Origin of the sequence: Brevibacterium sp. NPDC049920 (genome assembly GCF_040656435.1) — a bacterium.
Taxonomy (GTDB): Bacteria; Actinomycetota; Actinomycetes; order Actinomycetales; family Brevibacteriaceae; genus Brevibacterium; species Brevibacterium pityocampae.
The window spans coordinates 39,732-59,058 of the sequence record NZ_JBFAMF010000006.1; the positions used below are offsets into that span (position 1 = coordinate 39,732).

Here is a 19,327-nt window from a genome sequence, read left to right on the forward strand (position 1 = left end):
GCCGCGGCTCAGCGCGGCACCCTCACCACCATGGTCGGGCAGGCGGCATAGGGCAGCACCGACTGCGAGGTCGAGCCCAGCAGCAGGCCGGCGAACCCGCCGCGGCCGCGCGAGCCGATGATGAGGACGTCGGCGGTGTCCGAGGCGCGCACGAGCACCTCGGCCGGCTGGCCGTCGAACAGCGTCCAGTCGACCTCGAGCCCGGGGTGCTCGGCGGCGACGGCGGCGCGCGCGGACTCGAGCTTGTCCGCACCCTCGTCGAGGAACCGCTTCATGTCCCCGGTGCTCGGCAGCCATTCGGGGCCGACGACGGTGGTGGTGAGCACCCCGAGGATGTGCAGCGGCGTGCCGCGGTGCAGCGCGTGCTCGGCGGCCTTCCACAGCGCCGGCGACTCCTTGGCGAGCGAGTCGACGCCGACCACGACGGAGCCGGAGAAGTCGAGGCCCGGCACCGCCTCGGCGGTCTCGTCGTAGCCGAGGAGCTCGCCGCGGCTCGAGCGGACCGGTCGGGAGGAGCTGTGCTTGGGCGCGGTCTCCCGGCCCGGGGTCCACCCCACGGGGACGACGATCGTCGGGCAGTGGGAGTGGGCGGGCAGGGCGCTGGAGACGGTGCCGAGCAGGCGGCCGGCGAAGCCGCCGCGCCCGCGGGAGCCGACGACTGCGAGCGAGGCCTGGCGGGACTCCTCGACGAGGACGCCGGCGGCATCGCCGATCTCGATGACGGCCTCGACGGGGACGCCGGCGGCCTTGACCTCGGCGGCGGCCTCCTTGAGGGAGTCGGTCACTGCCGCGCGGATCGAGGTGTCGTCGATCGGGACGTAGGAGACGTCGATCGTCGCGGCGGCGACGCTCGGGATCGTGTAGGCGCCGACGAGCCGGATCGACCGTCCGAGGGCCCGGGCCTCCTCGATCGCGAAGCGCAGGGCGTTGCGGCTCGCCTTCGAGCCGTCCACGCCGACGAGCACGGCTTGGGGGTCGGCGACTTCAGGGGAGGAGAGTTCCTCGGTCACGGCAGCTCCTTCGTTGCGGTCTCGCGTGCGCCCGGTGGGTGCGCCGCACCGGTTCGGGCGCGGTGTTCTCGCTCACACCGGTGTGCCCACGATACCCGGATGCGGCGGTCGTGCGAACCGCTGGTCATGCGCGTGGTTCCGCGGATCTCACGACTCGAACGGCGTTCGCCGCTCACCCCGGAACACCGGATCCCGCCGCTTGTCGCGCCGCGCCGGGCCGGACGATCATTGAGGCTCACAAGTATCCTTGATATATTTATCCGGTAATCGTCAGGAACTACTCCTGCTCGGTGCGGTAGGTCCGCATCACAGAATCCCGGCAGTCGCAGACGGCTGTCCGGACATCCAGAGATAAGGATCAACTCATGGGTATTCTCGCATTCCTCGTCCTCGGCCTCATCGCCGGCGCCATCGCCAAGGCGATCCTCCCGGGTCGTCAGGGCGGCGGCTGGCTCGGCGCCCTCGTATGCGGCGTCATCGGCGCCCTGCTCGGCGGCTGGATCGGCTCGGCTCTCTTCGGTGAGGGCGTCGACAAGTTCTTCTCGCTGAGCTCCTGGCTGCTCGCCATCGGCGGCGCACTCATCGTGCTCGTCGTCTGGGGCTTCATCTCCGGTCGCGGCTCCCGCGCCAACCGCTGATCACCTCAGTACACCGCTGAAGGGCGGTGCGATCCCTCCGGGAATCGCACCGCCCTTTCGCATGTCCGGGAATACCGGACGGTCGAGCAACCTCTCCTCCCCCTCCCCTCTCGAAGCACCGGGCACGGGAGTGTGGGGGTTTCGACGATGAGTATGAGCTTCAACGCCACCACTCTCGACCGGAAGCCCCACACTCGCCCGGTGGAGTCGCGGGTCGGCTCAGGCGGCGGAACCGTATTCGAGGAACGGCCGCCACGACTCTGCGGGGTTGTCGAGGTCGCGCAGCCACCAGCGGCCGACCCGCGGCACGTCGGGGACGAAGCCGAGCACCCAGCCCATCTCCTCGGGCGTCCGGTTCCCCTTGATGTTGTTGCACCTCCGGCAGCACGCCACGAGGTTGCGCCAGGTGTTGCCGCCGCCGCGCGAACGGGGCAGCACGTGGTCGACGGTCGTCGCATGGCCGGCGCAGTAGGCACAGGCGAACCCGTCCCGGCGCAGCACCCCGCGCCGCGACAGCGCCACCGAGCGACCGGACGGCGGCCGCACGTAGCGGCGGAGGATGATCACCGAGGGCTGCGGCATGGAGACGTGGACGCTGCGCACCGGTGCATCGTCGTCGGCCGCGAGCACGGAGGCCTTGCCGGCGAGCACGAGGACGACCGCCCGGCGGTAGGACACCACCGACATCGGCTCGTAGCCGGCGTTGAGGACCAGGGTCTTCATCCGCGCTCACCCGCCCGGGAAACAGCGAAGGCGCTGCGCGAATGCGCAACGCCTCCATGCTCCACAACCGTCGGTATCGAATCGACGATGACATCACCGAGCAGATTCCGGGTCCGGCTCCACGCCGCGCAGAGGCGCACGGCGGCACTCGGCCCGGTCCGATGGACCGGCACCCGGTCTCCCTGCGATGCGGCGCTCACGCGTCCTCCTGGCGGATGAAGTGCAACGGCTGGAACCAGAGTAGCGGAGGCCGGCGCCCGCGCAAGCGTCTGCGCGGTCGCAGCGCGCCGCCCCCACCATGATTTCCACGCCGGTTCACCCACCGTTCCGCGACTGCTCACGAGCAGCGCCGGGACGGAGCATGCGGAATGCTCGCAGACACGACGGAACCCGCCGCCGGGTGGACCATGACCCGGGCGGCGGGTTCCGTCAGTGCGTCGGGCCGTGCCCGACCGTGGATCAGAGAACGCGGATGTAGGTGACCGAGCCCATCCACGAGTGGCTGCGGTACGAGGTCCCCGAGCTCGGGGAGCCCGCGTCGTACATCATGCCGTTGCCGGCGTAGATGCCGATGTGGCCGGGACTGAATACGAGATCGCCGGGCTTCGCCTCAGAAGCCGAGACGACAGTCCCGGCAGCCTTCTGCGCGCCGGAGGTGCGGGGCAGGTTCACGCCGACCTTGTCGTAGACGAACGCTATGTAACCGGAGCAGTCCCAGCCGCTGGGGGTGGTGCCGCCGTAGACGTAGGGCACGCCGACGTACTGCTTGGCGATCGCGATGACCTGCTCGGCCTTCGAGCCGTCCGGCACGGAGACGCTGTCGCTCTTCTTCTCGTCCTTCTTCGAGTCCGAGGAGCGCTCCGTGCTGCGCGAGGTCGAGGAGCCGCGGTCCGAGGAGTCCGAGGAGCGCTCGGTGCTACGCGAGGTCGAGGAACCGCGGTCCGAGGAGTCCGAGGGCTCGGTCGAGTCGGAGCTCTGTGCGGGGGCCGGCTCCGGCTCCGGCTCCGGAGCGGCGGTGGAGGTGGTGGTGGAGACGTTCGAGGTGCCGGGCAGTGCGGCGTCATCCTCGGTGTCCTCGGCGGCCTCCGGGATGACGGTGGCGGCCTGGTTGGAGAAGTCGGCCTCGACATTCGAGTCGGCGGCCTCGGCGGAGACGACCGCGTCGGACTTCTCATCGCCCTGGGTGGCGGCCGGGAGCACGGCGGTGGCCATGAGTCCACCGGCTGCTGCGACGACGGCCGCGCGGCGACCGACGACACCGGAGTTGGCGCTCAGCGCCTCGGTGAGCTCGGTCAGCGGGGTCTTGACGGGGGTGCTGGCCGCGCGGCGGCCATGCTTCTTCTGTGCCACTGGTGTGTCCTCCACGAAACCTACGAGGTGAGCTGTCGGGCTCGAGCTGGAGTTGCTCGGTCACTCATGAGTGAACTTGGCCCCGAGTCCCGGTGTCCGGGACGAGTGGTGGTTCCCCCGTTGCCGCTTCAGGTCCTGGTCTCCGCAGGCGGGAGCGGCACTCGGTTGCCCGCCTGGGGCCGGGTTCGGTGGAACCCGACCGCTCAACCGTAACCGATGCCGGACCGCAATGTCACATTTGGATCACAGGTTTCGTGACAAAAGTGTCGGGACGGGAACGAACGCCCAGGTCACATGGTCTTCGTGGTCGAAAAATCTCTGTAACGAAAGCCTGCGAGTCCGTGATCCAGGGGGCAGCCCGTAACCGGAATGTGACGCTCACGACGCCGCGGCACCCGCGTCACGGGCGCGGGAGCAGAGGGATCATTCGCCGTCGAGGGGGCGGACGAAGACGTTCGCGGCGGTCTCGAGCGGCAGGTCGAGCACGGTCGCGGCGTCCGGGGCGCGCAGCGTGATGTACTCCCCGGCGGGTTCCGCCGTCACGGTGACCCCGGGCAGGATCCCGGTCTCGCGCAGCTGGACGAGGAGGTGGGCGTCGACCTGGAGCGGCTCGGCGAGCCACTCGACCCGCACCTCGGCCCGGCCCTGGGCGGGGCAGGCCTCGGTCAGGGGGACGACAGGGGCGGCAGGCGCGGCCTCCGCGCCGATCGCGTCGAGACCGGGGATCGGGTTGCCGTAGGGGCTCGTGCCGTGCTCGGGGAGCATCCGCACGAGCCGGCGCTCGACCTGCTCGCTCATCACGTGCTCCCAGCGGCAGGCCTCGTCGTGGACGAGCTCCCAGTCGAGCCCGATGACATCGGCGAGCAGCCGTTCGGCGAGGCGGTGCTTGCGCATGACCGAGGTCGCGAGCTCCCGGCCGGTGGCGGTGAGCTCGAGGTGGCGGTCGGCGTCGACGACGAGCAGGCCGTCGCGCTCCATCCGGGCCACCGTCTGCGACACGGTGGGCCCTGAATGGTCCAGGCGCTCGGCGATCCGGGCGCGCAGCGGGACGATCCCCTGCTCCTCCAGCTCCACGATGGCCTTGAGGTACATCTCGGTGGTGTCGATGAGGTCGTTCACGGGCGGTTCCACTCCTCTGTGCTCACCGGGTCAGTCTAGCCCGGCACGGAGATGCGGCACAGCCGTCCGCCGGTGGGCGGACGGCCGTGCAACGGGCCGACAGCCGGCCTCAGCCGGCGTTGATGTAGGCGGTCTTGTGGACGGTGTAGAACTCCCGCGCCGCCCGCCCCTGCTCGCGCGGGCCGTAGCTCGAGCCCTTCCGGCCGCCGAACGAGGTGTGGTAGTCGACTCCTGCGGTGGGGGCGTTGACCATGACCATGCCGGCGTTGGAATGCCGCTTGAAGTGCGCGGCATGCTTGAGCGAGGTGGTGAAGATGCCCGAGGACAGCCCGAACGAGGTCCGGTTCGCCACGGCGAGGGCCTCGTCGTAGTCGGCGACCTCGATGACCGAGGCGACGGGGCCGAACACCTCCTCGCGATTGATCGTCATCTCCTCGGTGGTGCCGGTGACGAGGGCCGGGGCGAGGAAGTAGCCCTCCGTGCCGGTGTCGACGACCGCGCCGCCGTGCACGGTCCCGCCCTCGTCGGCGGCGATCTCGAGGTACTTGCGGTCCTGGTCGAACTGCGACCGGGACACGACCGGTCCCATCGTCGTGTTCGCATCCCGCGCGTCGCCGACGACGAATCCGTCGATCCGCTCCTTCACCCGGGCGACGAACTCGTCGTGGATGTCGGAGGTGACGATGAGGCGGCTCGAGGCGGTGCAGCGCTGGCCGGTGGAGAAGAAGGCCCCGTTGACGGCCGCCTCGACCGCGGCGTCGAGGTCCGCGTCGCCGAGCACGATGAGCGGGTTCTTCCCGCCCATCTCGCACTGCACCTTGGAGCCGGCGGCCGCGGCGTTCGCGATGACGCCGGCACCCACGCCGACCGAGCCGGTGAAGGTCACCGCGTCGACCTCGGACGAGCCGGAGATCGCGTCGCCGACGACCCGGCCGGGCCCCATGACGAGGTTGAGCACGCCGTCGGGGAGGCCGGCGTCGATGAGGATCCGCACGAGCTCGTGGGCGCTCGCCGGGACGAGCTCGGCGGGCTTGAACACGACGGTGTTGCCGTAGGCGAGCGACGGGGCGATCTTCCAGGCGGGGATCGCGATCGGGAAATTCCACGGGGTGACGACGCCGACGACGCCCGCCGGCTCATGGGTCATCTCGACGGTGAGGCCGGGGCGCACGGACTCGACGAGCTCGCCGGTGTTGCGCAGGGTCTCCCCGGCGAAGAACTTGAAGATCTGGGCAGCGCGCATGACCTCGGCGGTGGCCTCGGACACCTGCTTGCCCTCCTCGCGGGCGAGCAGCTCGCCGAGCTCCGCCGCGCGCTCCTTGATCGCGGTGCCGGCGGTGTCGAGGATGTCGAAGCGCTGCTGCACGTTCCCCAGCGACCAGGCCGGCAGGGCTGCGCGGGCGGCGGTGATCGCCTGCTCGACGGTCGCGGCGTCGGCGCGGGCGAAGCGGCCGAGCACGTCGGAGGTGTCGGAGGGGTTGACGTTCGCGCTGCGGTCCTCGCTGCCGACCCACCGGCCGCCGATCCAGTTGTCGAACTGTGCCTCGGGGCCGTAGGCGGGTGCGATGGTGGTGTCGGTCATCGTGGGATTCCTTCTCTGTGCGATGGGTGTGGTCGAGGTGGGGTGCGGACGAGGCGAGGCGCGCCCGTCGGCACGCTGCCCCGCCGCGGGGTGCGCTCAGGGGTCGAGGCGGGCGACGGTCCAGGCAGCGGCGTCGTCGAGCGCGGCCGGGCGGTCGGCGGACTCGTAGACGAATCGGTCGTGGAACCGGTTCGCCTGCCCCTGCCAGAACTCGATCCGGTGGGGGGCGACGGTGTAGCCGCCCCACTGCTCGGGGCGCGGCACCTCGGCGTCGGCGAACTCGGCCTCGACCCGGTCGAACGCGGCGTGCATCGCCGCCCGGGAGTCCACGGGCTGCGACTGGTGGGAGGCCCGCGCCCCCACCTGGGCGCCGCGCGGGCGGGCGGCGAAGTACTCGTCGGACACCGCCGCCGAGGTGCGTGTCGCGATCCCCTGCACCCGCACCTGCCGGTGCATGTCGTGCCAGGGCAGGACGAGGGCGACCCGCGCGTCGGCGGCGATCTGGAGGCCCTTGGCCGAGGTGTAGTTCGTGAAGAAGGTGAAGCCAGCGGGATCGACGCCCTTGAGGAGGACGATCCGGGCATCCGGACCGGAGTCGGAGGCGGTGGCCAGGAGCATCGCGTTGGGTTCGCGGATCTCGGCCTGCGCCTCGGCGTACCACTGGGAGAAGAAGGTGAATGGGTCGGTCCCGGCGGCGACCTCGCCGCGGGCACCGTACTCCACGCGCTGGTCGGACAGCCGGGACAGCGGCGAACGGTCATCGGTCATGGATCCACACTACTGCGCGGGGACGCGGGTGCCCAGGGTGTCCGCGCGGTGGGCCGAGGCGCTCGCGCGTACGGCGCCGCGGTAGGATCCCGGTGTGATGAACGCAGAGCAGACCGTGAAGATCCCGTCCGAACTCCTGCCCGCCGACGGCCGGTTCGGCTCCGGCCCGGCCCGCATCCGCCCCGCCCAGATGACCGCCCTGCAGGCGCTCGGCACCACGGTCATGGGGACCTCCCACCGGCAGCCGCCGGTGAAGAGCCTCGTCGCCCGGATCCGCACCGGGCTGACCGAGCTGTTCGACCTGCCCAGCGGCTACGAGGTGGTGCTCGGCAACGGCGGCTCGACGGTGTTCTGGGACGTCGCCGCGTTCTCGCTCGTGCGCTCGCGTGCCGCACACGCGACCTTCGGGGAGTTCGGCGCGAAGTTCGCCGAGGCCACCCGGACCGCACCCTTCCTCGAGGACTCGGTCATCACCGAGGCCGCCCCCGGCACCGGGGCCGTGCCCACCGCGGTCGAGGGCGCGGACGTCTACGCCTGGCCGCACAACGAGACCTCGACCGGAGTCGCGACGACGATCACGCGGCCGGCCGGCATCGCCGAGGACGCCCTCGTCGTCGTCGATGCGACGTCCGCCGCCGGCGGACTGGCCGTCGACATTCGCGAGACCGACGTCTACTACTTCGCCCCGCAGAAGAACATGGGATCCGACGGCGGCCTGTGGCTGGCGATCATGTCCCCGCGCGCGATCGCCCGCGCGCACGAGATCAAGGACTCCGGACGCTGGATCCCGGCCTCGCTCGACCTCGTCACCGCGATCGAGAACTCGGCGAAGAACCAGACGTACAACACCCCGGCAGTGGCCACGCTGTCGCTGCTCGCCGAGCAGATCGAGTGGATCAACGGCAACGGCGGGCTCGCCTGGGCCGCCGAGCGCACCGCGCGGGCCGCCGCGGCCGTGTACGCCTGGGCGGAGGAGAATCCGGCGACGACCCCGTTCGTCGCCGATCCCGCCGACCGCTCGAACGTCGTGTGCACGATCGACTTCGCCGAGGACATCGACGCCGCGGCGATCGCGAAGATCCTCCGGGCCAACGGCGTCGTCGACGTCGAGCCCTACCGCAAGCTCGGCCGCAACCAGCTGCGGATCGCGACCTTCGTGTCGGTCGAGCCCGAGGACGTCACCGCGCTCCTCGGCTGCATCGACTACGTGCTCTCCGCGCTGGGGAACTGACCCCGGGCACCTCGTCCGCACCGAGCCGCCTCGGGCGGTCGCTGCGAGTGCTTCTCACGGGAGCAGCTGGTTCTGCGCCGATCCGGGGCGCCCGCGCCTCGAATCGGTCGTCATCCGCAGGAACAGCTGCATCCGCGGCGGGACGGCCCGCGGCGGCACGGCCGTCTCAGCGGGACGGCCGCCTCAGACGAAGAAGTGGATGACGGTCGCGACGGCGAAGGCGCCGGCGGCCACGGCCGCGCAGCTGAACTCGACGGCGATCCCGATCCCGGCGGCCTTGATCGCCGTCCAGCTCGAGTCCCAGGCGGCGCGCGCGTCGCGGCGGCGCAGGTACTCGGCGAGGTAGAGGCCGGCGACGAAGCCGACGAGCAGCCCGACGACGGGGATGACGAAGAAGCCCACGATCGCGAGCAGCCCGCCGATGAGGAGCGAGGAGTTCGGCACCTGCTCGGCCTTGAGACGCCGGCCGGTGAGGATGAGCGAGGCGCTCATGCCGAGCGCGACGAGCACGGCGATGACCGCGAAGGCCGTCCACACCGGGGCCGAGCCTAGGACGAGCGCCCAGATCAGCGCGGCGATGCCGATGAGGATCGAGCCGGGGAGCACGGGGACGACGATCCCCACGCAGCCGACGAGGATCGCCGCCCCGGCGAGCACCGTGGTGACGATGTCGAGCGTCATCGTATCCATCGCGGCGCTCAGCCCGAGGCGCCGCTCGTCGACACCTCGGTAACGGGTGCATCGGCAGCCGGCGCCTCGGCCGCGGGTGCCTCCTCAGCGGCAGACGCCTCAGCAGCAGACGCCTCGCCGGCCGACACGTCGACGGTGTCGTGGAGGTCGTCGATGACGGGCTGCGCGGTCTCCGGGGCCTGCCGCTCGACGTCGGTCTCGGAGTGCGCACCGCAACCGGCGTCGAGCGCGACGACGCGCCCGTCGAACGGCGACCACTGGTTGGCGCACACCCCGAACTGGGTGCGCAGGCTGCCGGCCATCGGCAGCAGGTAGCCGCAGGTGACGCACTGGGCCGAGGCGCGCTTGGCGAACTCGCCGTCCGGTCCGGCCTCCGAGTCGTGCCAGCGCTCCGCGGCGTGGGAGATCCCCTGGGCGGAGAGCACGCGGCGGCGGCCGAGCCCGAGCTCGAAGATCGGCAGCTGGTCGACGGCGTCGTCCTCGTCCTCGGCGAGCGGCACCTGTTCGAAGCCGGCCTCGAGGTTGGGATCGTCGTCGACCTTGGGCAGGGTGTCGCGGGCGCTCAGGTCGCCCGGCTGCAGGCGGTCCTCCCACGGCAGCCAGCGGGGCGCGACGAGCGCGTCATCGCCGGGCAGCAGCGCGGTCTCGCACACGGTGATGGTCTTCGAGCGCGGGGCGCGGGCGAGCACGGCGACCCAGTGCCAGCCGCGGTAGGCCTTCGCGGTGCAGGCGAAGGAATGGGTGGCCAGCCGCTGCCCCTCCATCACCGCGCCCAGGTGGGCGCCGATGTGGTTCGGGTCGGCGACCTCGGCGATCGCGCGGCGGGCGGCGTCGACGGCCTCGAGGAGGAGCGCGTCCGGGCTCGGCCGGGCGGCGCGACGGGCGGTCGGGCGATCCGCGGCGGCGGCGTGGGCAGGAGCGGACCCGGCGGCGGGTGCCGGTTCCACGTCGTGCAGCCAGCGGGAGAAGAGTTCCGACATCAGCCCTCCAGGTCGTCGGCGATGGCACGCAGTACTTCTGCCACCTTATGCGAATGCCCGCTGTCGGGATAACGGCCCCTGCGCAGGCCGTTCGAGGTGTCGTCGAGGAGCCGGATGACGTCCTCGATCATCATCGCCGTCTTGTCCGGGTCGCGGCGGGCGCGCTTGGCGACCGGGGGCTCGATGAGCCGGGCCTTGAGCACCTGCTTGCCCTTGCGGCCGTCGATCATGTCGAAGTCGAGGCGGGTGCCCTGCTTGATCTCGGCGCCGTCGGGCAGCGCGGTCGAATGGAGGAACACCTGTTCCCCGTCGTCGGCGGTGACGAAGCCGAATCCCTTGTCGGCGTCGAACCATTTGACTCGTCCGGTCGGCATGATGTCCTTTCGCGGGAAGTGATGTGTGCAGTGGTGGTGCCCGGGGAGCGGCGCAGCGGCGGTGCCGGGCGGCGGGGCGCCGGGTGCGGGCAGCGCAGCTCAGGCCCGGCGGCGGCGTGCGATGGCGCGGGAAAACTCCACGAGCAGGAGGAGGAACGCCACGGGGATCGTGATCATTCCGATCCAGGTCAGGGCACCGGACGGCGTTCCGCCCGAGACCCCGACGATGACGACGAGGGCGAGCGCGACGAGTCCGACGAGGCTGAGCGCCACCGCGGTCACGACGATGATCGCATCGGCGCGGCCGGTCTCCGCGGTGGGTTCGACTGCCATGTGCCGTACCTCCTCCGTGCGGTCGTGGGTCTGGTCGTGGATCATGTCGTCGGTGCGGTCGAGGGCACGGTGGCCCCGATCCCGCAGGCTCCACCATTGTAGCCGGACTACACTGGAGCGGATGCCTCAGCTCATCTCCTTCGCCTCCTGGCTCTCCCGCGCCGAGGACTCCTGGTTCCTCGCCGTGTGCGAGGCCCGGCCGGACCTCCTCCGCAGCGACACCCCCGACGCCGCGGCCCTGGCTGCGCGGGCCGCGACCCGGGCGGCCGTCGCCGCCGCCATCGAATCGCTCGACACCGAGCAGCTGCGCGCCGTCCACCGCGCGGCCGTGGCAGCCCGCGTCGATCCCGCGGTCCCCGCGTCCACCCTCGCCGCCGCGCCCGGGGTGCTCACCCGGCTGCTCGCACTCGGCCTCGTCTGGCCGGCCCAGGCCGAGCACATCGCGGACCCCCTGTCCGCCCCGCTCCTGCGGGTCCATGCGGAGACGGTCGGCCTGCTGCCGACCTCCGCGGCGGACCGCGCCCAGGACATCGACTGGCTCACCGCGCAGCGCCCGGTCCCGGTGGAACCGGTGCGGATCCCGGCCGCCCTCGTCTCCAATGCGCAGGCCGCGGCCGCCTCGGGCCTGCTGTCCGAGGTGCTCTCCCTCCTCGACGCCGTCGACGACGACCCGCCCTCCCAGCTCACGAGCGGCGGGGTGGGCAAGCGCGACGTCCAGCTCCGCGCCCGGGCCGCGCGCCTCGAGCCCGAGCATGCGGTGTTCCTCCTCGAGCTCGCCGGAGCCTCCGACCTGCTGGGGGTGGGCGGCTCCGACGTCGATCCGCAGTGGCTGCCGACGGCGCACTACGACGAGTTCCTCGCGCTGCCCGGCGCCGAGGCGCACGCGCGGCTGCTCACCACCTGGCTCACCGGCACCGTCGACACCACCCACGTGCTCGCCGGCCGGACTGGGCGCGGCGAGCGCGTCCACGCCCTGTCCTCGGCCGCCGGGCACGGCCGCCTCAACCCCTACGCGGGCTTCCCGTCCGCGCTCCCCCAGCTCCCCCTCCTCAAGCACCTCGTGCTCGCCGCGCTCCTCGCGGCCGCTCCCGCAGACGGCGCGGCGGACGCCGGTGCGATGACCGGCGGCGCAGATGCCGAGGACAGCGACGCCTGGGCGATCCCCGTCGACGCCCTGCTCGCACAGCTGCGCTGGGAGCGGCCGCTCGCCGCCGCACTGAGCCCCGGAACGCTGGCCCAGGTGCTCCGCGAGGCGCAGGCGTTCGGACTCGTGTGCTCCCCGCTCACCGCCCCGCACGCCTACGGGCTCACGGGATTCGGACGGCTCGCCGCACGTGCGCTCGTGACTGCGATGCGCGCCGCCGCGACGCCGGCCGGCTACGATCCGGCGCTCGTCGAGCTCGGGTCGGAGCTGCCTGCCCGGGTGGACGCCGCGCTCCCGGAGCTGCAGACCACCGTGCTCGTCCAGTCCGATCTCACCGCCGTCGCCGCCGGGCCGGTGGCGCCGCGCCTCCACGCGCAGCTCGACGACATCGCGCTGATCGAGGCGCGCGGGCAGGGGACCGTCTACCGGTTCACCGCCGATTCGGTGTCCCGCGCGCTCCAGCAGGGACGCTCCGCCGCGGACGTCCTCGCGTTCATCGAGCAGGTGTCCTCGACCGGCGTCCCGCAGCCGCTGCGCTTCCTCGTCGAGGAGGCCGCCGCGAAGCTCCACCGGGTGCAGGTCGCCCCGGCCCGCGCCGTCGTCGTCGTCGACCGGCCCGACGACCTCGACCCGCTGCTCGCCGACCCGCTGCTCGCCGGCGCCGGCCTCGAGCGCATCGCCCCCACCGTGGCGCTCGCGAAGGTCTCGCAGGACCGGCTCACCACGCTCCTCGAGGCGACCGGGCAGCCGATCGGCTCGCACAGCGCCGGGGCGGGCCCCCGGCCGCGCGCGGTCCGCCGCCGGCACTCCGGCGCCGTGGCCCGCAGCTCGCTGCGGATCCCCGCGGACGAGCGTCCCGCCTTCATCGCCGGCCTGCTGCGCGGCCGCACCGCTGCGGCTCCGGTGCAGGCGGGCGCGTCCCCGCTCAGCGTGCTCGACGTGCTGCGGGAGGCGCAGGCCGCCGGCCGCGCCGTCGAGGTCACCGTCGTCGGCGCCGACGGGGCGCGCCGACGCCTCGCACTGCGCCCCACGCAGATCACCGGCGGCCGCGTGCGCGGAGTGCGCCAGGCCGGCGGGCGCGCTACCGAGATCGCCCTCGCGGTGTCCCGGATCGCAGCGGCGGCTCCGCTCGATCCCCCTGCCGGGGAGCCGGACGGCGGACCGGCGGCCGAGGCGGGGCCGGCATGAGCGGCCCGCTCATCGTCCAGTCGGACCGGACGATCCTCCTCGAGGCCGCCCATCCGGACGCCGCCGAGGCGGCCGTCGCGATCGCGCCCTTCGCACAGCTCGCCCGCACCCCGGAGCACGTCCACACCTACACGATCACCCCGCTCGGGCTGTGGAACGCGCGCGCCAGCGGCCACGACGCGGAATCCGTCGTCGACACCCTGCTCGAGTTCGCCGGGCACCCGGTGCCGCACGAGGTGCTCCTCGACATCGTCGACATCATGGACCGGTTCGGCGTCCTCACCCTCGTCACCTCGCCCGTCCACGGGCTCGTCCTCACGAGCGCCCGCCCCGAGCTCCTCGACGATCTCGTCGGGCAGCCGGAGCTGGCCGGCATCCTCGGTGCCCGGATCGATGCGGGCACCGTCGCCGTCCACCCCTCCGAGCGCGGCGAGCTCAAGCACCGCCTGCTCAAGCTCGGCCACCCGGTGGCCGACCACGCCGGCTACGTCGACGGCGAGGCCCACAGCATCGCCCTCACCGCCGACGCCCCGGAGCCGGACCCGGAGGCCGAGGCGGCCGACGACGATGGGTCCGGGCCGGGGAGTCCGGCGCACTGGCACCTGCGCGACTACCAGCAGCGGGCGGTCGACTCCTTCCTCACCGGGGAATCCGGCGTCGTCGTGCTGCCGTGCGGGGCGGGCAAGACCGTGGTCGGCGCGGCGACGATGGCCGCCGTCGGCACGACCACACTCATCCTCGTGACGAACTCGGTGTCCGCCCAGCAGTGGAAGGCCGAGCTGCTGCGCCGCACCTCGCTCACCGCCGAGGAGATCGGCGAGTACTCGGGCACCGTCAAGGAGATCCGGCCGGTGACGATCGCGACCTACCAGGTCCTCACCACCCGCCGGAAGGGCTCCTACCTCCACCTCGAGCTGCTCGATGCGCGCGACTGGGGGCTCGTCGTCTACGACGAGGTCCACCTGCTGCCTGCTCCGGTGTTCCGCCTCACCGCGAGTCTGCAGGCGCGCCGCCGCCTGGGCCTCACCGCGACGCTCGTGCGCGAGGACGGGCGCGAGGAGGAGGTGTTCTCCCTCATCGGCCCCAAGCAGTTCGAGACGCCGTGGAAGGAGATCGAGAAGGCCGGCTACATCGCCCAGGCGACCTGCCACGAGGTGCGGGTGCGCCTGGATTCCGGCACCCGGATCGCCTACGCCCGGGCCGACGGCGAGGACCGCTACCGGCTCGCCGCCTGCTCGGATGCGAAGGTGCCTGTGGTCGAGGACCTCGTCGCCGCGCATCCGAGCGCCCAGGTGCTCGTCATCGGGCAGTACCTCGACCAGCTCGAGGAGCTCGGGGCCGCGCTCGGCGCGCCCGTCCTCACCGGGCAGACCCCGGTGAGCGAGCGCACCCGCCTGTTCGATGCCTTCCGGTCCGGGGAGGTGCGCGTGCTCGTCGTGTCGAAGGTCGCGAACTTCTCCGTCGACCTGCCCGAGGCGTCCGTCGCGATCCAGGTGTCCGGCGCCTTCGGCTCCCGGCAGGAGGAGGCGCAGCGCCTGGGCCGGATCCTGCGCCCCAAGGCGCACGCGGAGCCGGCGACCTTCTACACGGTCGTCGCCGCGGACACCGTCGACGAGCAGTTCGCCGCGCACCGTCGCCGGTTCCTCACCGAGCAGGGCTACGCGTACACGATCCACAACCACCCGTTCGAGGACTGAGCCTCCCGCCGGTCAGCCGGCAGCTCAGCCGTCGACGGCCCGGAGCTCCGGGCTCGCGGCATCCCCGGCGGCACGGGGGCCCGCCCCGGAGCTCGCGTCCTCGGCCGCGGTGACCTCGTCGACCACGACCTCGCGGACGGGGGCGCGGGACTCCCCGAGCTTGATGAATACGACGCCGGCGATGATGAACACGCCGCCGACGAGCTGCACGTAGCCGGGCAGCTCGGAGAGCACGAGCCAGGCGACGAGCACGGAGAACGGCACCTCGGTGAGGTTGACGAAGCTCGACACGGTCGCCCCGATCATCCGCAGGCCCATGACGCCGGTGAGGTAGGCCCCGGCGGTCGCGGCCGCGAGCAGCCCCACAGCGACCCACCACGGCACCTCGGCCCCGCCGAGGTCGACCGGGACGGAGGTGAAGGAGTACTCGAGGATCCCCGTGGGCCACAGCGCGAGCATGACACCGGCACCCACACCCATGCCGAGCCCGGTCAGGGCGACGGGCGGGATGTCGATGTCGGCCTTCGCCCCGATGAGGAAGTAGGCGCACAGGCACACCGCGGCGCCGAGCGCCAGGAGCACCGCGCCGAGGTGGAGCTCGGCCCCGCGCGGGTCGAGGATGAGCACGAGCCCGAGCATCGCGGTGACCATGCCGGCGAAGGTCGCCGGTGCCGGGCGGCTGCCGGTGCGCATCCACACCCAGAACACGATCATCAGCGGTGCGGTCATCTCGAGCAGCAGCGCGACGGCCACGGTGAGGTGCTCGACGGCGAGGAAGTAGAGGAGCTGCACGCCGACGATCGCGACGACGCCGTAGACGACGACGATGCGCCAGTGCGCGCGCACCGCGCCCCAGCGTCCGCGCATCGCGACGACGGTGGGAACGGCGAGCACGATCGCGCAGCCGAGCAGGCGGAGGAGCACCACCGCGCCGGGCGTCCAGCCGACCGCGTACATCGCCTTGGCCACGGGGCCGGATGCGGCGAACAGGAACGACGACAGGAGGGTCAGGGCGAGACCCAGCGCGACCTGCTGCTTCATGGTGTCCTCCTCACGGGATGATGGGGAGTGATCTGCATCACTCACGAGTGTTCGACATTTGACTCATGACAGAGCCCCGCCGGATCTCAGTAGACACGATCCCTGGCTCATGAGTCAAATGCGTGATGCGCCTGACATCTGCTGCGCCCGGGAAGGCCCGCCCGGTAGACTGGTCCGACCATGACCTTCACCTACGAGGCGCGCTCCAACCTGCTCATGCTCGTCGACCTGGTCAACAGCGGCCGCCGGGACGTCGAGGACCTCCCCGACCCCGCATCGCTCACCGAATTCGTGCGCACCCACGGCTTCTCCGGCCCGCTCACCGGGACCGCGACGGAACTCGAGCGGGTGCACGCGGTCCGCTCGGAGTTCGCCACGGTGTTCGGCGCGGACTCCGTCGAATCGGTCGTCGCCCTCGTCAACGCCACCCTGCTGCGATGCAATGCGCTCCCCCAGCTCGTCGACCACGACGACTGGGGCTGGCACCTCCACGCGGTGGCGCAGACCGCGCCGCTCGCCGACCGGATCGCGATCGACATCGCTCTCGTGCTCGTCGACGTCGTCCGCGACGGGGAGCTCTCCCGCCTCCAGCACTGCGCCGCCGAGGACTGCGACGCAGTGTTCGTCGACTTCTCCCGCAACCGCTCGAAGCGGTACTGCGACGTCGGCAACTGCGGCAACCGGGCCCACGTCGCGGCCTACCGCAGACGGCAGGAGGCCGCCGAGGCCGGTTGAACCGGACGGGCAGGGCGCCTTGTGCCGCACGGTCGGCACCGGCGCGGACCCGGCCCGGTGACCGCGCCGGAGCACCGGCGTAGGCTGGTCCCATGGTCGCCATCGCCGTGTTCGTCGCACTCCTCGCCCTGGTCGCCGCCTCCGTCCTGCTGGCGGTGGTCGTCTCCGCCTGGTGGTGGCTGCTCGCCGGCCCCGCGATCCTCCTCCTCGTCCTCGGCATCATCGACATCACCCAGCGCGAGCGCGCGATCCTGCGGAACTTCCCGGTGATCGGCCGCGGCCGGTACCTCATGGAGACGATCCGGCCGATGATCCAGCAGTACTTCGTCGAGCGGAACTACGACGGCAAGCCCTTCGACCGCGATGTCCGGCTCCTCGTCTACGAGCGCGCCGCCGGCACCCACTCGGTCAAGTCCTTCGGCACCGAGCTCGAGGTGCGCTCCCCGGGATACGAGTACCTCGTCCACTCGGTCCAGCCCGGCCGGATCCCCGAGGGCGAGCATCGCGTGCGCCTCGGCGGTCCCCAGTGCACCCTGCCCTACGACGCCTCGCTGCTGAACATCTCCGCGATGAGCTTCGGCTCCCTGTCGAAGAACGCCGTGCTCGCGATGAACCGGGGTGCGGCCAAGGGCGGCTTCCTCCACGACACCGGGGAGGGCGGCCTGACGAAATACCACCTCGGCGCGGGCACCGATCTCCTGTGGGAGTTCGGCAGCGGCTATTTCGGCTGCCGCGACGCGGACGGGAACTTCTCCCCCGAGGAGTTCGCCGCCAAGGCCCGGCTCGACGAGGTCAGGGCCGTCTCCATCAAGCTCTCGCAGGGCGCCAAGCCCGGCCTCGGCGGGGTGCTGCCCGGGGACAAGGTCACCCCGGAGATCGCCGAGGCGCGCGGTGTGCCCGTGGGCATGGACTGCATCTCCCCGCCCGGGCACTCGGCGTTCGGCACCCCGACGGAGATGATGGAGTTCATCGCGCAGCTGCGCGAGCTCTCCGGCGGCAAGCCGATCGGCTTCAAGCTCTGCGTCGGCATGCGTCGGGACTTCCTCGCCCTGTGCAAGGCGATGCTCGCCACCGGCATCCTGCCCGACTTCATCATCGTCGACGGCGCGGAGGGCGGCACCGGGGCGGCCCCGCTCGAGTATGAGGACCACATGGGCACGCCGCTCGCCGAGGGCCTCCACATCGTCCACAACGCGCTCATGGGCTGCGGCCTGCGGGAGCACATCCGGATCGGCGCGGCCGGCAAGATCGCGAGCGGCCACGACATCGTGCGGCTGCTCATCCAGGGCGCCGACTTCTGCATGTCGGCGCGCGCGATGATGATGGCCGTCGGCTGCATCCAGGCCCAGAAGTGCCACACCAACCACTGCCCCACGGGCGTGGCCACGCAGGACCCCAAGCTCGCCCGCGGGCTCGACGTCCCCTCGAAGTCCGAGCAGGTCTACAACTACCACCGGGCGACGATCGAGGAGACCAAGCAGATGCTCTCCACGCTCGGGGTGTCCGGCCCCGAGGAGCTCGACCTGCGGATGCTGCGCCGCCGCATCTCGCAGACCGAGGTGGTGACCTATCAGACGCTCTACAACTGGCTGCGCCACGGCGAGCTCCTCAGCGACCCGCCGCGCGGCTGGGCGGCGGACTGGAACGCCGCCTCGGCCGACCGGTTCGGCCCGGACCCCCGCCTCCGCGGCGCCCGCTACTCCCCCGACCGGAACCGCGACGGGATCCCCGATGTCGGCCTCGACGACGCGCCCGTCGGGACCTCCGGATCGCCGATCGAGGGCCGCGACATCATCCAGGACTCACCGGACGACGGGAGCTACCATGCGTGAATCCCACCCCCGGGTCGCGCATCGTCCTAGATATGACTCACATCACATTCATGCTCAGTCGACATCCAGCCGACTACCAGATTCGGGGAGCATACTCGGACCATGAACACGACTCACCATGAAGCCCAGGACGTCGAGGCCACCCTCCTCGTCGTCGACGACGAGCCCAACATCCGCGAGCTGCTCTCGACCAGCCTCCGCTTCGCCGGATTCGACGTGGTGTCCGCGGCGAACGGCACCGAGGCGCTGCGCCTGGCCGAGCAGACCGAGCCCGATCTCCTCGTCCTCGACGTCATGCTGCCGGACATGGACGGCTTCACCGTCACCCGCCGCCTGCGCCAGGCCGGCCGCCACATCCCGGTCGTCTTCCTCACCGCGCGCGACGACACCTCCGACAAGATCACCGGCCTCACGGTGGGCGGCGACGACTACGTCACCAAGCCGTTCTCCCTCGAGGAGGTCGTCGCCCGCATCCGCGCGGTGCTGCGCCGCACGCACAGCCTCGAGGAGGAGGAGACCGCGGTCATCGAGGTCGGCGAGCTCGAGCTCGACGACGACACCCACGAGGTGCGCCGCGGGGGCATCCTCATCGACCTCTCCCCCACCGAGTTCAAGCTCCTGCGCTACCTCATGCTCAACGCGAACCGCGTGCTGTCGAAGGCGCAGATCCTCGACCACGTGTGGGAGTACGACTTCGGCGGCGACACGGGCATCGTCGAGTCCTACATCTCCTACCTGCGCCGCAAGATCGACACCGCGCCCACCACGGACGAGGCGGGCAACCCGGTCGAGCTCACGTGGACCCCGATGATCCAGACCAAGCGCGGTGTGGGATACATGCTCCGCACGCCCGAGCAGAAGTAGGCGACCGAGCCATCTCCACCCCCGTCAG

At 71.8% G+C, this 19,327-nt stretch carries 18 protein-coding genes and 1 riboswitch; of the genes, 7 read left to right on the forward strand and 11 right to left on the reverse strand.

Going from position 1 to position 19,327, the window contains the following annotated elements; genetic code table 11:
- Positions 1-8 precede the first annotated feature (8 nt).
- Positions 9-1,010: a universal stress protein gene (locus AB0I45_RS07340; protein ID WP_345029714.1), complete on the reverse strand. Its 1,002-nt coding sequence runs from the start codon at positions 1,008-1,010 to the stop codon at positions 9-11.
- Between the two features lie 365 nt (positions 1,011-1,375).
- Here AB0I45_RS07340 and AB0I45_RS07345 point away from each other — a divergent pair, with 365 nt between their 5' ends.
- Positions 1,376-1,648, forward strand: coding sequence for a GlsB/YeaQ/YmgE family stress response membrane protein (locus AB0I45_RS07345; protein WP_360317585.1), 273 nt, complete (start codon positions 1,376-1,378; stop codon positions 1,646-1,648).
- Between the two features lie 219 nt (positions 1,649-1,867).
- Here the strand turns inward: AB0I45_RS07345 and AB0I45_RS07350 are convergent, their stop codons facing one another.
- From AB0I45_RS07350 to pdxH, 5 genes are all read right to left on the reverse strand, one after another.
- The gene (locus AB0I45_RS07350) at positions 1,868-2,371 is read right to left on the reverse strand and encodes an HNH endonuclease (protein ID WP_137318929.1); all 504 of its coding nucleotides are present in this window, start codon (positions 2,369-2,371) and stop codon (positions 1,868-1,870) included.
- A 459-nt stretch (positions 2,372-2,830) separates the two neighbouring features.
- A complete protein-coding gene (locus tag AB0I45_RS07355) occupies positions 2,831-3,721 on the reverse strand; it encodes a C40 family peptidase (protein ID WP_345029710.1) in 891 nt (296 codons plus the stop codon).
- A gap of 2 nt (positions 3,722-3,723) precedes the next feature.
- Positions 3,724-3,866, reverse strand: a riboswitch (cyclic di-AMP (ydaO/yuaA leader).
- A gap of 278 nt (positions 3,867-4,144) precedes the next feature.
- A complete protein-coding gene (locus AB0I45_RS07360) occupies positions 4,145-4,840 on the reverse strand; it encodes an iron dependent repressor, metal binding and dimerization domain protein (protein WP_345029707.1) in 696 nt (231 codons plus the stop codon).
- A gap of 109 nt (positions 4,841-4,949) precedes the next feature.
- A complete protein-coding gene (locus AB0I45_RS07365) occupies positions 4,950-6,422 on the reverse strand; it encodes an aldehyde dehydrogenase family protein (protein WP_345029704.1) in 1,473 nt (490 codons plus the stop codon).
- A gap of 96 nt (positions 6,423-6,518) precedes the next feature.
- Positions 6,519-7,190 carry a pyridoxamine 5'-phosphate oxidase gene (pdxH, locus tag AB0I45_RS07370; protein WP_345029701.1) on the reverse strand — a complete coding sequence of 224 codons (672 nt, stop codon included), beginning with the start codon at positions 7,188-7,190 and terminating at the stop codon, positions 6,519-6,521.
- A gap of 97 nt (positions 7,191-7,287) precedes the next feature.
- Here pdxH and serC point away from each other — a divergent pair, with 97 nt between their 5' ends.
- The gene (serC, locus tag AB0I45_RS07375) at positions 7,288-8,421 is read left to right on the forward strand and encodes a phosphoserine transaminase (RefSeq protein ID WP_345029699.1); all 1,134 of its coding nucleotides are present in this window, start codon (positions 7,288-7,290) and stop codon (positions 8,419-8,421) included.
- A gap of 183 nt (positions 8,422-8,604) precedes the next feature.
- Here the strand turns inward: serC and AB0I45_RS07380 are convergent, their stop codons facing one another.
- From AB0I45_RS07380 to AB0I45_RS07395, 4 genes are all read right to left on the reverse strand, one after another.
- The gene (locus AB0I45_RS07380; RefSeq protein WP_345029697.1) at positions 8,605-9,102 is read right to left on the reverse strand and encodes a DUF456 domain-containing protein; all 498 of its coding nucleotides are present in this window, start codon (positions 9,100-9,102) and stop codon (positions 8,605-8,607) included.
- A 17-nt stretch (positions 9,103-9,119) separates the two neighbouring features.
- A complete protein-coding gene (locus AB0I45_RS07385; RefSeq protein ID WP_345029694.1) occupies positions 9,120-10,091 on the reverse strand; it encodes a DUF3027 domain-containing protein in 972 nt (323 codons plus the stop codon).
- On the reverse strand, positions 10,091-10,465 hold the full coding sequence (locus tag AB0I45_RS07390) for a cold shock domain-containing protein (RefSeq protein ID WP_137318922.1): 375 nt from the start codon (positions 10,463-10,465) through the stop codon (positions 10,091-10,093). The genes AB0I45_RS07385 and AB0I45_RS07390 overlap by 1 nt, the downstream gene beginning before the upstream one ends.
- A gap of 99 nt (positions 10,466-10,564) precedes the next feature.
- Entirely contained in the window at positions 10,565-10,798 is a 234-nt protein-coding gene (locus AB0I45_RS07395; protein WP_345029691.1) for a hypothetical protein, read from the reverse strand.
- A 121-nt stretch (positions 10,799-10,919) separates the two neighbouring features.
- On the opposite strand from AB0I45_RS07395, the gene AB0I45_RS07400 reads away from it, so the two are divergent.
- Positions 10,920-13,130 (forward strand): helicase-associated domain-containing protein, encoded by a 2,211-nt coding sequence (locus AB0I45_RS07400; protein ID WP_345029689.1) that lies wholly within the window; start codon positions 10,920-10,922, stop codon positions 13,128-13,130.
- Positions 13,127-14,827 carry a DNA repair helicase XPB gene (locus AB0I45_RS07405; RefSeq protein ID WP_137318920.1) on the forward strand — a complete coding sequence of 567 codons (1,701 nt, stop codon included), beginning with the start codon at positions 13,127-13,129 and terminating at the stop codon, positions 14,825-14,827. Before AB0I45_RS07400 ends, AB0I45_RS07405 begins: the two co-directional genes overlap by 4 nt.
- 24 nt (positions 14,828-14,851) lie before the next feature.
- Here the strand turns inward: AB0I45_RS07405 and AB0I45_RS07410 are convergent, their stop codons facing one another.
- Positions 14,852-15,868: an EamA family transporter gene (locus AB0I45_RS07410; RefSeq protein WP_345029686.1), complete on the reverse strand. Its 1,017-nt coding sequence runs from the start codon at positions 15,866-15,868 to the stop codon at positions 14,852-14,854.
- A 180-nt stretch (positions 15,869-16,048) separates the two neighbouring features.
- Here AB0I45_RS07410 and AB0I45_RS07415 point away from each other — a divergent pair, with 180 nt between their 5' ends.
- From AB0I45_RS07415 to AB0I45_RS07425, 3 genes are all read left to right on the forward strand, one after another.
- Positions 16,049-16,603 (forward strand): CGNR zinc finger domain-containing protein, encoded by a 555-nt coding sequence (locus tag AB0I45_RS07415; protein ID WP_247423320.1) that lies wholly within the window; start codon positions 16,049-16,051, stop codon positions 16,601-16,603.
- Between the two features lie 92 nt (positions 16,604-16,695).
- Entirely contained in the window at positions 16,696-18,435 is a 1,740-nt protein-coding gene (locus AB0I45_RS07420) for an FMN-binding glutamate synthase family protein (protein ID WP_345029683.1), read from the forward strand.
- 102 nt (positions 18,436-18,537) lie between these two features.
- Entirely contained in the window at positions 18,538-19,299 is a 762-nt protein-coding gene (locus tag AB0I45_RS07425; RefSeq protein ID WP_265808385.1) for a response regulator transcription factor, read from the forward strand.
- Positions 19,300-19,327 lie beyond the last annotated feature (28 nt).

Coding starts and splice junctions, on each gene's coding strand:
- AB0I45_RS07345 (WP_360317585.1), top strand. CDS start 1,376: ATGGGTATTCTCGCATTCCTCGTCCTCGGCCTCATCGCCGGCGCCATC.
- AB0I45_RS07425 (WP_265808385.1), top strand. CDS start 18,538: ATGAACACGACTCACCATGAAGCCCAGGACGTCGAGGCCACCCTCCTC.
- pdxH (WP_345029701.1), bottom strand. CDS start 7,190: ATGACCGATGACCGTTCGCCGCTGTCCCGGCTGTCCGACCAGCGCGTG.
- AB0I45_RS07405 (WP_137318920.1), top strand. CDS start 13,127: ATGAGCGGCCCGCTCATCGTCCAGTCGGACCGGACGATCCTCCTCGAG.
- AB0I45_RS07385 (WP_345029694.1), bottom strand. CDS start 10,091: ATGTCGGAACTCTTCTCCCGCTGGCTGCACGACGTGGAACCGGCACCC.
- AB0I45_RS07410 (WP_345029686.1), bottom strand. CDS start 15,868: ATGAAGCAGCAGGTCGCGCTGGGTCTCGCCCTGACCCTCCTGTCGTCG.
- AB0I45_RS07420 (WP_345029683.1), top strand. CDS start 16,696: ATGGTCGCCATCGCCGTGTTCGTCGCACTCCTCGCCCTGGTCGCCGCC.
- AB0I45_RS07415 (WP_247423320.1), top strand. CDS start 16,049: ATGACCTTCACCTACGAGGCGCGCTCCAACCTGCTCATGCTCGTCGAC.
- AB0I45_RS07395 (WP_345029691.1), bottom strand. CDS start 10,798: ATGGCAGTCGAACCCACCGCGGAGACCGGCCGCGCCGATGCGATCATC.
- AB0I45_RS07350 (WP_137318929.1), bottom strand. CDS start 2,371: ATGAAGACCCTGGTCCTCAACGCCGGCTACGAGCCGATGTCGGTGGTG.
- AB0I45_RS07400 (WP_345029689.1), top strand. CDS start 10,920: ATGCCTCAGCTCATCTCCTTCGCCTCCTGGCTCTCCCGCGCCGAGGAC.
- AB0I45_RS07390 (WP_137318922.1), bottom strand. CDS start 10,465: ATGCCGACCGGACGAGTCAAATGGTTCGACGCCGACAAGGGATTCGGC.
- serC (WP_345029699.1), top strand. CDS start 7,288: ATGAACGCAGAGCAGACCGTGAAGATCCCGTCCGAACTCCTGCCCGCC.
- AB0I45_RS07365 (WP_345029704.1), bottom strand. CDS start 6,422: ATGACCGACACCACCATCGCACCCGCCTACGGCCCCGAGGCACAGTTC.
- AB0I45_RS07380 (WP_345029697.1), bottom strand. CDS start 9,102: ATGACGCTCGACATCGTCACCACGGTGCTCGCCGGGGCGGCGATCCTC.